Origin of the sequence: Novosphingobium oxfordense (assembly GCF_044029435.1) — a bacterium.
Classification (GTDB): domain Bacteria; phylum Pseudomonadota; class Alphaproteobacteria; order Sphingomonadales; family Sphingomonadaceae; genus Novosphingobium.
This window is the reverse complement of the sequence record NZ_CP147007.1, coordinates 441,200-454,008: the sequence shown is the minus strand read 5'-3', so window position 1 is coordinate 454,008 and position 12,809 is coordinate 441,200. Positions and strand designations below refer to the sequence as shown.

The following is a 12,809-nucleotide window of genomic DNA, read 5'->3' as shown; positions in this document are numbered from 1 at the left end:
CCGGCAGGCGACGACCAGTGCACGAACCCGCTTCGGACAAACCAGCCGTCCAGCCAAAGCGCAGTCCACCGAAGCATGATCCGGGCGACCAAATTTTTCCACTTTGAAGGGATCAAGTTTCCCGGCTGGTTCAAGCAACTCCCTGCAAGGATAATCATTAGGACCGCGGATAGCACGATCTCGACGCTCAATGGCCAGATCAAAACGACCCTCGACAGCATGAAGGGCTATGAGGACGCTGCCAAGGATGCTGAAAGCACTCAGTTCGCTACGATGTTCGCGGAGTTCGAGGGGACCGCAGCGCGGCGGCGACCGACCTTCAGGCCGAAGTTCGCCGATTGGGTGGAACCCCTGAGGACGACAGCAGCTTTCTGGGGGCTGCTCACCGGACCTTTATGGACCTGAAGCAGCCAATCACTGGCAAAGACGACAAAGCGATCATTCAGGAAGTTGAGCGTGGTGAAGACCACATCAAAGCCAAGTTCGAAGACGCGCTTCGCGACAATGAGTTGGAGCCGTCTTCGCGTTCGGCTGTAGAAAAGGCGTTCGTATCGGTCAGAGAAGGCCATGATAAAATGAGCGCGCTGAAGCAGAGCATCGTATAATGAGTTTAAGGCCGCCCGTTTACGGGCGGCCTTAACAATCATGGACTTAGGCTACCGGTCGGTTCGATATCGCCAGCACCCATGCGGGCGATCCTTCGTCGGTAATGGCTTATGGCCCTACGTCGGATCCCGAAGTGCGCAGGCGGTAGGCTCGGCCGGACGAAAAGCCCAGTGCGGCGGCCACGGGGTCATTCCAGCCATAGGGGTCGGAGCGAATGACGGGCTCACCATCTTCGCCGAGCACCACGGTCTGGTAAAGCAGCCTCACCGGAATCTCGCGCGGCAGCTTGACGAATGTCTCTTTGCCAGTCGCACGAGCTCGGTGCCACTCCTCGAGGACGCCCTCGTCCTTCGCGAGCATCTCGGCAAAGCCCAGCGCATCGTCCACGCGCACGCAGCCGTGACTGCGCTGGCGCTGAATTTCCTGGAACAATTGCTTGGCGGGAGTGTCGTGCAGATAGATCTGGTGCTCGTTCTTCATGTCGAACTTCACCAAACCCAGCGAATTTTTAGGTCCAGGCTGCTGGACGACCCAGCCGTCCTTCCAAGCCATATTGTTGCGCCGAAGGTAGGCGCTGCCCTTGCCCGCGATCTCCTTGTTCTGGATCGAGCGCGGCACTGTCCAGGTTGGATTGGCGACGAGGCGATAAATCGGCGATCCCAGCTGCGGTGTCTCGTTTTCAGGCTCGCCGACGACCACCTTGCGACTGTCGGCGACCTTGCCGTCGCGCCAGTAGAGCAGCCGTCCAGCGGCGATGTTCACGTCGATGCGCTTGGGGGCAGGATTGCGGTCAAGCCAGCGTAGCCGCTCCATCGCCACGGCAATCGCGCGGGCCCGGTCCGCATCCGAAAGGTTGAGAATTTCGAGCGCGTCGGCACCGATGACGCCATCGGGCTTTATCCCGTAGTCGGCCTGCATGCGCTGCACCGCGCGGACCATCGCGGGATTGTAGCGGGTGCCCTGCGCAGCAGAGCGGTCCAGGTAGTCGGAGGAGACGAGCTGGCGCGCGATCGCGGGAACGCGTGCGTCGGTGTCCCCGGGCTTCAGCGGCTCGCCCTTGTCGGGGATCACGGAGACGGGCGCGTTGCCCTGATTGCGCAGCGCGAGATAGGACTTGGACAGGGCGAGGTAACCGTCGTCCTGAGGCGCCAGGCCCTCAAACCATTGGCCCAGCTTCCCGTTCTTTAGAGCTGCGCCGAGGCCTTTCAGCAGGTTCGGGTTGGGGCGGGCGACGGTGTAGACGTCGTAAAGCTTGGCCGGATCGGACGACCCGCGGGCCAGCGCCGAAGCATAGCGCAGCGCACTTTGCGTCAGCGCGCGGTCGCCTTCGGCATTTCCAGGCTGACCGTCCAAGGCGAATTGTACCCGATCGAGGCCATGCGCGGCGCGACGTCCGATCGCGTCACGCAACTGGCGGACCGCCCCGTCGTTCCAGTGCACCTGGTCGATGCTGATCGGCGGCGCCACGGTGTTCTGGGAAGCATTGTCGGGCTTCGAGTGGCACCCGGGCAGCGCGACCGTCAGGGCCAGCAACGAGCAAGCGATCACACTTCTATGCACACGAATCTCCTGGTAAGACCGTATGACAACTTATGGAAATCCCAAGGGTTTCATGCTGTCCTAGGCGCGGGCAGCAAAGACCATCCGTCCTTCGCCAAGGAAACTGAACACGTCGCTCAGCTTATCCTCGCCAACCGCGAAGCACCCCTGACTGCGGCCCAGCTTGCCATGAACCGGGATCATGTCGTCGTTCGCATACCAAGCGCTATGGATTACGATGGCGCGGCTGAGCGCATTGTTGTTCGTCGGGTCCAGCCCCACCAGACGCTGCGACCGACCGTGCTTACCGGTATAGTAATCGTCCGTTAGGAACGCCCCCTCACTCGAGGCATTGGAGCCAAACGCGTTGGAGAACCGCTCGAGGAACCCGGTATGCCCCGGATCGGAGCCCGAACCATGCGCGACCAGTAGTCGCGATGCCTTGCCGCTGACGACATCGAGGAAGTGCAGCCGGGGATTGGAAGAGGGCGCGCTGAAATCGACGATGGCCATCCGGTCGCGCGCTTTGACCGAACCGGAGTGCCGGTCGAGCGCAGATAGAGCCCGGCGCAGCAGCGCCGGGTTTACGGAAAAGCGAGCGGCATCTAAAGCCGTCTGAGGCATGCTTGGGGCATTTCGCGGGGCAGCTGGGACAGCGGTTGGGCGGCGCGGAGGCGACGATCCTAAAAATGGCTTGGCGGCCGGCCCTGCAAGGGCGGCGAGAACAATGCCCGCACCTGAAATCATCGCGGCGCGCCGGTCGGGTTGGAAGGTCTGCTTAGGCATGCCTCCAATAATGGATATACCGGCCTGTAATTAAATAGCTTTTGGCGATTTTTGTTGGAGCACTTCTGCACTTAAGCGATGAATCGCCCTGAAGATGCGGCGGGCAGGTGAAAATGGCACAGCCGTTCTGGAACAAATCTCCGCAACTCAAATCTCATATGCTGCGCAAACACTATGCTCACGGTGCAAATCTCAGAAAGGTCTCGCAAATAGGCCGCGAGTGGGTGCCAAGTGGCAAAATGTCAGGCATACCTTAGAAAGCCAGGGGGCGCATTGTCACGTTGTCGCCTCGTTAGTCCCTCCAGCTATGGGTGCGCGAGCTTGCGTCGGAACACCGGAACTTTGTTCCACCATGTCTTGCTGAGCGCCCTGAGCCGCACCCTCCTTCGCCGCATCGGCAACCGAATTTTCGAACATGCGCTTGAGAACCCAGCCTACGGCGAAGGTAACAGATGCCGTCACTACTGCTCGAACCGCAGTTTCCTTCAGCGACCGAACGAACTGCTTACGCTGTAGTCGCCCCGGCTGACCGGCGACTACGTCTGCTAACTTCTCCCTGGTTCGCACCGGAACGTCCCTTATATTGTTGCATGATCATCGGATAACGCCCAATCGCAGCTCCGGATCCACGACATCTGACCAGGCACGGGAGAATGACTGCACGGTGCCAAAGGACGCCGCCAGCATCCGGCCAGACCCGCTCAGGTTGCCAGCATAGCGCAGCTTTCCATCCTCGTTTACGCCCAAAAGAAGCGAGCGAAACCTCCGCTGCTTGTCAGAAGGCGTCCAGCCTACAATGACGAACTCCTGCCGACGTATGCACTTGGACTTGACCCAGCTACCGCTCCGCGAACCGCTATATCGAGCGTCGAGGCGTTTCGATACGACCCCTTCCAACCCCGCCTCGCAGAAGCTGTCGACGCTCGCGAGATGAATGCCGATGAGGTCGTCCGAGCCACCGGCAAACTCGTCCTCGACCTTACGTAGGACCAGTTTTCGCCCTTCTCCTTTCCGCGTGGCTTAGGCGAAACATGATCCACTCGCCCTTCATGCGCGGGCCATGGAGGGTGAAATGCAGATGCCCTTCGATAAGGGTTTTGATGGGATCCTTGCCCGGGACCGGCTCCCAAGTTCCATTGTCCCAAAGCATTACGGTACCACCACCATACTCCCCCTTGGGGATAGTCCCTTCGAACCGGGCATAGTCGAGCGGGTGGTCTTCGGTCCGAACTGCCAAGCGTTTGTCATCAGGGTTGGCGCTTGGCCCTCGGGTCACTGCCCAGCTGACGAGCGTGCCGTCCAGCTCGAGGCGGAAGTCGTAATGCAGGCGAGTCGCGGCATGCTTCTGGACAACGAAGCCATTACCTGACGTCGGCTCGGGGGCACCGGAGGGTTCCCCGGTACGCGCGAAATCCCGCTTTTACGAAGCGGCTGGTGACGCCTCCCCTCACTGGACCGCACGCCAATCCAATTCGGTTCGCGGCGGTGCGTACGATCCCCGGTCAACGCTGCCTACAGCGGTAGCGAAAGCTGGGTGTTCGGCTCTTGGGGCACCGTCCGGTCCGACCAAGGTTCGTCGGTCGGCTCCACCTCTAAAAGGCCCTCCCAGATTCGGCATAGCTCATGAGCCGCCGTCGGCGTGCCGTCGGTCCAGATCTGCCACTCCTCGCAGCGCAGGATTACTGGCATGCGATCGTTGAGCGGCTCCATCTGCTCGTGGCCGGGCACCGTCAGCATCGAGTAAACATGCCCCCATTCAGGCGAATTGCACCAGATGCCGGCGATGGCGAAGACCTCCTCGCCAGGTAGGGAGAACCAGGTTCGGGTCATCCGGCTCTTTTGGCCGGCAGGCTCGGCCCAAGCCGTGACCGGGATGAGGCACCGTCGCCTCTGGAAGCTGGTGCGCCAGAACGGTGAGCCGATCTTGTCGCTGCGCGTGTTGACGACCGCCCTTGGTTTGAGAGGCTCGCCGGTGACCTTGCGGCTGTCGCTGCGCGGGAACCCCCAGGCCATGGCTTGAATATTGCGGCGCGCGACAACGAGTCCTGGGTCGGTGGGGGCGATGACCTCGACATAGTTCGCTCCCACGGCCGGCATGGCGTCGAAAAGCGCCGCGATCGCGTCGGCAGGCTTGGTCATGCGATAGAGATTGCAGATGGGGCCAGCCTCCTTTGGTTACCATTTAGGGACGCTTGTGGAGTACCGCAAATTCCAGAAGGGGAAGGTGGTTCCGATCGAGTCCAGGATGGCCAGGGAAACGAGCCCCGCAGCGCAAAGGCGGCGCGGGGCTCAGTCTGGGTCGCCTCGTCGGCGCCGTACTTGGAACTCATCTTCTGCAAGCAATTGTTTGCAGATGCTCCTCGGCACCCACAGTGACATATCTATTCGTTTGTGGGACTGTGACATCCGCAAAGTTACGCCAGTCCCGATATGGCGCGGCAGCTAAGGCCATCGTTACGCTTCATCGCGAGAGCGCGTTCAGTTCTGCACAGAGGCATGTCTTTGGGATTGAACCGTGGATCATCGCCGGATCGATTCGCATGTTTGTGGCCGGGTTGAGGAAAGGCTGTCGTGGCTGGACCACAAAAATTCGCTCGGGAAATCAGTCGTTTTAATGGGAAAGCACCAGACCAGGCCCGTTGAGCCCGTTGACTCCAACTTCGATTGGAACAAAATGGGAACATAATTTCCGTTTTGAGCCGAAGGAGGCCCTTCATGACATCGGGAGGGGCAGGCCCTCGTCTGGACGAACTGCGCGCCCGGATCGCAGAGATCGAGGGCGGTGAAAGGCTGCGCCGTGAAGTGCTGCCATTCGGACTTGGCGCAATCGACGAGCGGCTCCCGGGTGGGGGCCTGACGCTCGGCTCGCTTCATGAAATCGCCGGCGGCGCGCAGGGCGTCACCGATGGTGCGGCGGCGGCTTTGTTCGCAGCAGGGATCATGGCGCGGGCCGAAGGGAAGATCCTCTGGTGCATGACCAAGGCCGATCTGTTCGCACCGGCGATTGCGCAGGCGGGGCTCGATCCCGACCGGGTGATCTACGTCGAAGCTCAGGACGAAATCTCGCTGCTGGCCTGTTTCGAGGAAGGGCTGCGCCATGGCGGACTTGGCGGTGTGGTCGCCGAAGTGTCGCGCCTCTCGATGTCGGTGTCCCGCCGATTGCTGCTTGCGGCCGAAACCAGCGGTTCGATCGGCATTGCCCTTCGCCGTTGGCGTCGGCGCGAAGACGCCGCCGACTTCGGACAGCCGACCGCGGCGGCAACGCGGTGGCGGATTACCGCTGTTCCATCCGAACCCTTGCCGGTTAAGGGCGTTGCCCGGCCGCGCTGGTTCGTCGAGCTTATCCGGTGCCGGGCTGGCGAGAGCGCCGACTTCCTTGTGGAATCCTGCGATGCGACAGGTCGTCTCGCTTTACCTGCCGACCTGGCCGATCGATCGGCTGCGTCGCAGGCTTGGCCCGCACGCGCCGCCTCCTGACGCGCTGCTCGTTCTTACCGGCATGGAAGGGCGCCGTCGGGTTCTGACGGCGGTCGGTGCGCCTGCGCGCGCCTTGGGCCTCCATGCCGGCATGGCCGTCAGCCAGGCTCAGGCGCTCGTGCCCGATCTCGTCATGATGGATGCCGACCCCAAGGCCGATGCGGAAGCCCTGGAAAAGCTCGCCGTCTGGTCGCTGCGCCGGTACTCGCCGATGATCGCGCTCGATCCGCCGGACGGATTGATGCTCGATATCACTGGGGCCACCCATCCTCATGGCGGCGCCGAGGGTCTGCTCGGGGATGTGCTGCGGCGGCTCGCCGAAGTCGAGACGGCCGGAAGGGCGGTCTGCGCCCCCACTTATGGGGCAGCCCATGCGCTCGCCCGCTTCGGAAGCGCGCCGCTGCGCGTCGTCGATCCGCTCGAACTGGCAGATGCCATCTCATACCTGCCGCTCGCAGCTCTTCGCCTGGATGCAGACAAGGTCCACAAGCTGGCGACGCTTGGCATCGAGACCATTGCCGAACTGGAGGCGATGCCGCGAGCGTCTCTCGCCCTGCGGTTCGGATCGGAACCGGGCAAGCGGCTCGATCAGGCCTATGGTCGGCTTTCCGAGCCCTTCGAACCGGTCGAAGCGCCCGAGCGCATCGAGGTTGAGCGGCGTTTTGCCGAGCCGATCGCGGCCCCCGAGACGCTCGAGCGCTATACCCTAAAGCTGGTCGACGCGCTGGCTCTGGAGCTGGAGGAAGCCGGGCTTGGCGCACGCCGGCTCGACCTACGTTTCCACCGCGTCGACAATGCAGTGCAGGCGATCCGAGCGGGACTCGCAAAGCCAAGCCGCGAGAAGAAGCAATTGGCGCGCCTTCTCTGCGACAAAATCCAGACCATCGATCCGGGCTTCGGGGTCGAGCGCATGGTGCTCGCTGCCCCTGTCGTCGAGCCGCTTGGTCTTCGCACGATCTCGACGCTGGGAGAGAGAGCTGTTCCCGAAGTGTCGGCGCTCGTCGATGTGCTCGGCAACCGGGTCGGCGAGGAACGGCTCTTCCGGCTGGCCGCGCGCGAAAGCCATATCCCCGAGCGCTCGGTTGAACGGATCGCGCCTATGGCTGATCCGACCCTGCTGCGCTGGCCGCAGCGTTGGCCGCGCCCGGCACGCCTCTTCGCGCGCCCCGAGATGATAGAGACGATGGCGCTTCTGCCCGACCACCCCCCGGTCCATTTCGTGTGGCGCGGCGTCAGACGGCGCGTGACGCGCGCCGACGGCCCGGAGCGCATCTATGGCGAATGGCATCTGAGCGAAGCGGAATGGCTGAGCGTGCGCGACTACTTCCTGGTCGAGGACGAGATGGGAGCCCGCTACTGGGTGTTCCGGCAGGGAGACGGCATGGATCCGGTGACGGGCGCCCAGAGCTGGTTCCTGCATGGGGTGTTTGGCTGAAGTACCAAGGCCCTTCAAGCAGGCGCAAAGCCAAAAAAAGCCGGCCACATGGGCCGGCTTGGGAAGTCTTTGGGAGAGGATGCCTGAAAGGCACCGGCCATATGCGCCCGCGGCGGCCGTCTCACAAATGCAAGGAATGCAACCGGTGTTGCTCCATCTGGTTGCATTTCATGAAATCAGAGGCATGCAGTTCGAGGTTGCGAATTCCGCTTGTTAAGCTTCTCGGAAAGTTCGAAGCCGCGCCACTTTTGGGATCATCCGGGCGATACTGAAATCACGAGCGGGCCCGTCCGTATGGCGAGCCATAGCCCGGACAGCACTTCAATTGGTCAAGGGATGGGCGCTGCCGCGTGCGTGTCTGATAAGCGGCCGATGAGAGGGCGTTATCCGTTTCACATGCTTGCAAACGCTGACTTGGGAACATGCGTGATCCTGCAGGCAAGGTCCGCTTCACCAGAAGCAACGATGAAGTGATCGTCTGCCTCGACGATGCCCGTCGTGAAGACGACGCCGTGCATGTACATGAGTTCTTCAAGGGGCCCGGTCAGCTCGGGATTGGCTTCGAGTAAGGGAGTGTCGCTGGTGGCGAGTACGATCGATGGGTCTTCAGGATCGAGCAGAGACCAATAGGTCCTGTAAATGCCGACGACTTCTCTCGGCTCCACTCCATGCCAGAGCGATAACCAGCCGCGCCGACCCGCAATTTCAGTCAGGATAGGCGGCGCGCCGCCCCCCATCCTCGCTGTTGCAACAGTGGCGGCATGCGGCCGGATACCCGGCTTCAGGTAAGGGCGCCAATGGCGGCAATCAGGAGAGCTGGCGAGATTGATCGAGGGACCAGCCCGCCACTCGCTGCCCGGCGGATAGGCGAAATAGAGATCGCCGAGCGGCCGCGTTTGCGCCCAGTACTTGTCGCCGATCAGGCCCTCGAATATGAGCATGTCCTTGTTCTGGTGATCGAGGACGACACCGTCGAAGGTCCAATCGAGTGCGTTCGTGGAGTGATAGAGTGTCGTTGATTGGCGTTCGGGGCTGATCGAACAGGTCGTCATCCAGTAATCATCGCCGACTTTGCTGATTCTCGGGTCCTCGACACCGTAGCATTGCCAGGAGCCGGCCGGCGCAATTGCGCGCTCATAATGGATGGTCACTATTTCGAGGCCATCGGGTGAGATCACGACGGGGAGCAGCCAAGACAGCGAAGTGAGAGCCATAATGCGCCAGCCGCCGCCATGCAGCTTGAATGTGCGGGGATCCGCTGTGTCGGCCAATTCGATGGGCCACCCATCGAGGACGTACTGTCTGTCGGCGTTGCCGCCGGCCTCACAGTCCCCCAACCTTATCGCATGGACCTTGCCGCCAAATATCGGTTCGCGAAGGGCTTCGGCGATGCGCACCATCATCAGCAGATTTCCATTGGGAAGCCTGGTCAGCGCGGGATTGAACGCGCCCAAAACATAAGTTTCGGCATCGAGCTGGCCAGCGAGTGGCGAACGGGTCAGATCAATCATGCCGGGGGTCAGGATGAGCCGGTCGGCAGGCCAAGCTGCATTCTTCGAGTGATCATGGGAATGAGATTGAACCGCTGGGGGATTTGTCATCGTCAATCTCCTCGGCGGCACGGCGATCGTTCCGCTCATCCTCGCGGAGCCAGACATCGTGACGAAAGCCCAGTCACCAGATCGGCTCATTACGGACGCAAACACTCATATTCCGACAATCGGACAATTTGCATGCCAGTCAAATCCACTCGGCGGGCGCGCGTTCCGGTCGGAGTTCTCGCCTCGTCGCGCAGGCGGCGTCATTGGGCGCGCGGTGCCACCCCTTTCCTGTTCCTGCCGCGAACGCAGAAGCTCGAGGCGGGTCATCCGGCATTTCGGGTTGATGGTTAGGCGAAGATGTCGCTGAAAGCCTCTTCCATGAAAGGCCTGCGACCACCTTCATCATCGGGTCCAGCGTCCATGAAGAGACGCGTATATGCCTCCGGTTCGACCAGCCTGCCATATCGAAGCAAGGCCTTGGCGCGGAGGCTGGGGAAGTCGAGGCCATTGGCAGCGCGGTTCAGGTCGGCGATCGACCGGTTCATGCGCTCCAGCTTGCCGCTGGTATAGCGGTGCTCGAAGTAGCCGAAGATTTCGTCCCGGTGAACCTGCACCATCTTCATCAGCGGCTTCCATTCGGAATGCTGATCGAACTGGCGAACGGTGTCGATCCAGTTCCGATAGCTCTGTTCGGCCTCCAACCGGGTCTGCTTTTCATAAAAGAAGTGGAAGCTTTCCTTGATCGTGTAGGCGGCCTGCATCGCCGGGCTTTGTTCCAGAACCTGCGCAACCGTATCCTGGGAGACTGGCTTGAGGGTGTCCCAGCGCTTGTCGAACATGCGGATGATGCCGGGCATTTTCTTGCGTAGCTCGGCCGGAAGGCTCGCCGTTTCCCGCAGACGGATTTTCTGCCATATCACCCCGGCGCGCATCAGAACGTGGAACTTATCGACCACGATCTGGGCCTTCGGGAACAGGTCGCGCGCCACGCCCTTGTAGGCAGGGGCCATATCTTGGCACCACGCCTCGACGCTCTCCACTGGTCCATGTGGGTCATCATGCCGCGTCGAACATTCGACTGCGTGCAACCCTCTACATGTCGAGCAGCCTGCCGCTCTCGATGTCGATGACTACGCCTCGCGCTTTGCCGAACAGGTGATTTCGATCCGCAGAACGCACAGCGCGTCAAAGCGGTAATCCAACAGCTTGTCGTCTGCGTAACGCCGGAAGACCCTGCGGACCAAGCTCCTCCACGCAGTGCGTCGCCACAACATCGCGGAAGGGGCGCTTGGCTGCGGACAACTGAATGTCATCCCGGAGCCGCTCGTTGATGTATTGCTTATCGTCCATGCCAGGCACGTCCTGGTAGTGGATCGCACCGCAGCTATGGCATTTGACCCGCTGCCGCCTCACAATGAGCGCACGTAGGCGCGGGCTCGATCCTGCGATCCCGATAGCAGACTTCCTTGCTGCCGTTCTTCACCAGCTTTTGGGCGAGACAGCAGACCGGGTAGGTGGTGCTGGTCGGCATGGAACGATGACTTCCGTCATTCGACCAGCATCATCCTGAACAATCTCAAGATCTCCGGCCTCGATGCCGGGAATGCGCAGCCAGTTCACTCCGCGCTCTTCTCCCGGCGCTGAAGCTCTCTCTCGACAGCCGCGCGAACGAAGTCCGTCCGATCTTCATCCTCGCGCAGAACCTGACCGATTCGTTCGAAAGTGCCCGCCGGGAAGCGGGCTTGCATGTTCTGTGACCAAAGTGCCGGGCGTCCCATTCGGCGCGTACTATCGCATATCACTTTCCCCGTCACGAAATTATTACTCATATCACTTATGCAAGTCATATCAGTTATGCAGGCAAGGCAATGATCGCCAACCGCCCACCGACACGCCCCGTGATCGGAAACCCCTCGGTCGAATACATGGCAGGATACTTTGCTTGGGGCCGAGGCAGCGCACATGAAGCAAACCCCTATCTCGGCCATGACGCTGTGAGCGCCAAGCGGTGGCGGCGGGGATGGGAATATGCCGACACCAATCGGGCGAACTGAGGAGCAACGGGAGGCGCGAAAGCGCCTCCTGCTCGCCGCCCGCCGGTTCCGTAAGGCTCGGCGAGAATGGCGGGCGGCCCACGACGAACTGTATCTTGCCTCCGACCAATTTAAGCGTGGCGCTAAGTTGATGAAGGCCCGACCTCCGTCGCGCTAGTTTGATGAGCCGCTTTCGGTCGGTCCAACATCAACGGCAACGGCGGCGCATCAACCCCGTTTGCCGGAGAACCTCGAGGCGCTCTCGTGTTCCCATAATGTTCTTTTTGAAGTAAGGTCGGCGCATGGCCGATTCCGCACAAAGGAAGATCATTCATGTCGACATGGACGCGTTCTTCGCGTCGGTCGAACAGCGGGACAATCCCGAACTCCGCGGCAAACCCGTGGCGGTCGGATATCCCGCCGCGCGCGGTGTTGTAGCCGCGGCAAGTTACGAAGCGCGGGCCTTCGAGGTTCGCTCCGCCTTGCCCTCGGTGACCGCGCTGCGCCGCTGCCCGCACCTGATCTTCGTGCCGCCGCGCTTCGACGTCTACAAGGAGGTGTCGCGGCAGATCCATGCGATCTTCGCGGACTATACCGACCTCATTCAGCCGCTCTCGCTCGACGAGGCCTATCTCGACGTCACCGCCAATCGCCGGGGCCTGCCGACCGCTTGGCTCACGGCAAAGGAGATCCGCGCGCGAATCCTGGAAGAGACCGGGCTCACCGCCTCGGCCGGGATTTCCTACAACAAGTTCCTCGCCAAGCTCGCCTCGGACCAGCGCAAACCCAATGGCCAGTTTGCGGTCACGCCGGACATGGGTGCGGCGTGGGTGGAGACGCTGCCGGTCAAGCGCTTCTACGGCGTGGGTCCCGTCACCGCGAAGAAGATGCAGGCGCTCGGGATCGAGACCGGCGCGGACTTGCGCGCAAAATCGCTGCCTTTCCTCCAGAGGCATTTCGGAAGCTCGGCTGAGTGGTATTTCGAGATCGCGCGCGGGATCGACCATCGCCCGGTCAATCCGGATCGCGAGCGTAAGTCCTCAGGCTCCGAGACGACTTTCGATCGCGATCTTGTCGACAATGCGCAGATCGAGGCAGGCGTGCTAGGCCAGGCCGATGACGTATGGACCTGGTGCGAACGGGCGCAGTCGTTCGGACGCACCGTGACGGTCAAGGTCAAGTACGCCGATTTCCAGCAGATCACCCGCAGCCGCACGTTGCCTATGGCCGTGCGCAGCGCCGAGAAGCTGCGCGAGGCGAGCCTGGCGCTGATCCGCTCGGTCCTGCCGACCGAGAAGGGCGTGCGCCTCGTCGGTGTGACGGTGTCTGGCTTTGAGCCACAGCAGGGCGGCAAAACCCAAGCCCTGCCGCTGTTCGCCTGACGCGAACCGG

At 61.7% G+C, this 12,809-nt stretch carries 12 protein-coding genes and 1 pseudogene; 5 read left to right on the top strand and 8 right to left on the bottom strand.

Annotated features, from left to right (window positions below):
• The first annotated feature begins 75 nt into the window (after positions 1 to 75).
• Positions 76 to 405, top strand: coding sequence for a hypothetical protein (locus WBP07_RS22035; RefSeq protein ID WP_395396519.1), 330 nt, complete (start codon positions 76 to 78; stop codon positions 403 to 405).
• Positions 339 to 605, top strand: coding sequence for a PA2169 family four-helix-bundle protein (locus WBP07_RS22030; protein WP_395396000.1), 267 nt, complete (start codon positions 339 to 341; stop codon positions 603 to 605). The genes WBP07_RS22035 and WBP07_RS22030 overlap by 67 nt, the downstream gene beginning before the upstream one ends.
• 109 nt (positions 606 to 714) lie before the next feature.
• Here the strand turns inward: WBP07_RS22030 and WBP07_RS22025 are convergent, their stop codons facing one another.
• The 4 genes and pseudogenes from WBP07_RS22025 to WBP07_RS22010 form a co-directional block, all read right to left on the bottom strand.
• On the bottom strand, positions 715 to 2,166 hold the full coding sequence (locus WBP07_RS22025; protein WP_395395999.1) for a L,D-transpeptidase family protein: 1,452 nt from the start codon (positions 2,164 to 2,166) through the stop codon (positions 715 to 717).
• A gap of 60 nt (positions 2,167 to 2,226) precedes the next feature.
• Positions 2,227 to 2,892, bottom strand: coding sequence for a murein L,D-transpeptidase catalytic domain family protein (locus WBP07_RS22020; protein WP_395396506.1), 666 nt, complete (start codon positions 2,890 to 2,892; stop codon positions 2,227 to 2,229).
• Between the two features lie 729 nt (positions 2,893 to 3,621).
• Positions 3,622 to 4,351, bottom strand: a pseudogene (locus tag WBP07_RS22015) (DNA polymerase ligase N-terminal domain-containing protein); the annotation flags it as partial.
• Positions 4,352 to 4,443: 92 nt separating this feature from the next.
• Positions 4,444 to 5,088 (bottom strand): SOS response-associated peptidase, encoded by a 645-nt coding sequence (locus WBP07_RS22010; protein ID WP_395396505.1) that lies wholly within the window; start codon positions 5,086 to 5,088, stop codon positions 4,444 to 4,446.
• Between the two features lie 558 nt (positions 5,089 to 5,646).
• Between WBP07_RS22010 and WBP07_RS22005 the strand changes: the two genes are divergently transcribed.
• Together WBP07_RS22005 and WBP07_RS22000 are read left to right on the top strand one after the other, a co-directional pair.
• The gene (locus tag WBP07_RS22005; protein ID WP_395395998.1) at positions 5,647 to 6,408 is read left to right on the top strand and encodes an ImuA family protein; all 762 of its coding nucleotides are present in this window, start codon (positions 5,647 to 5,649) and stop codon (positions 6,406 to 6,408) included.
• Complete coding sequence (locus WBP07_RS22000) at positions 6,323 to 7,843, top strand: Y-family DNA polymerase (RefSeq protein WP_395395997.1); 1,521 nt, start codon at positions 6,323 to 6,325, stop codon at positions 7,841 to 7,843. Before WBP07_RS22005 ends, WBP07_RS22000 begins: the two co-directional genes overlap by 86 nt.
• 392 nt (positions 7,844 to 8,235) lie before the next feature.
• On the opposite strand, the gene WBP07_RS21995 is transcribed toward WBP07_RS22000, so the two are convergent.
• From WBP07_RS21995 to WBP07_RS21980, 4 genes are all read right to left on the bottom strand, one after another.
• On the bottom strand, positions 8,236 to 9,354 hold the full coding sequence (locus tag WBP07_RS21995) for a glycosidase (RefSeq protein WP_395396504.1): 1,119 nt from the start codon (positions 9,352 to 9,354) through the stop codon (positions 8,236 to 8,238).
• 377 nt (positions 9,355 to 9,731) lie between these two features.
• On the bottom strand, positions 9,732 to 10,424 hold the full coding sequence (locus WBP07_RS21990) for a transposase (protein ID WP_395395996.1): 693 nt from the start codon (positions 10,422 to 10,424) through the stop codon (positions 9,732 to 9,734).
• A 145-nt stretch (positions 10,425 to 10,569) separates the two neighbouring features.
• Positions 10,570 to 10,734, bottom strand: a complete 165-nt coding sequence (locus WBP07_RS21985) for a hypothetical protein (RefSeq protein ID WP_395395995.1) — start codon at positions 10,732 to 10,734, stop codon at positions 10,570 to 10,572.
• Between the two features lie 266 nt (positions 10,735 to 11,000).
• The gene (locus WBP07_RS21980; protein ID WP_395395994.1) at positions 11,001 to 11,132 is read right to left on the bottom strand and encodes a YlcI/YnfO family protein; all 132 of its coding nucleotides are present in this window, start codon (positions 11,130 to 11,132) and stop codon (positions 11,001 to 11,003) included.
• A 587-nt stretch (positions 11,133 to 11,719) separates the two neighbouring features.
• Between WBP07_RS21980 and dinB the strand changes: the two genes are divergently transcribed.
• Entirely contained in the window at positions 11,720 to 12,799 is a 1,080-nt protein-coding gene (gene dinB, locus WBP07_RS21975) for a DNA polymerase IV (RefSeq protein ID WP_395395993.1), read from the top strand.
• Positions 12,800 to 12,809: the final 10 nt, after the last annotated feature.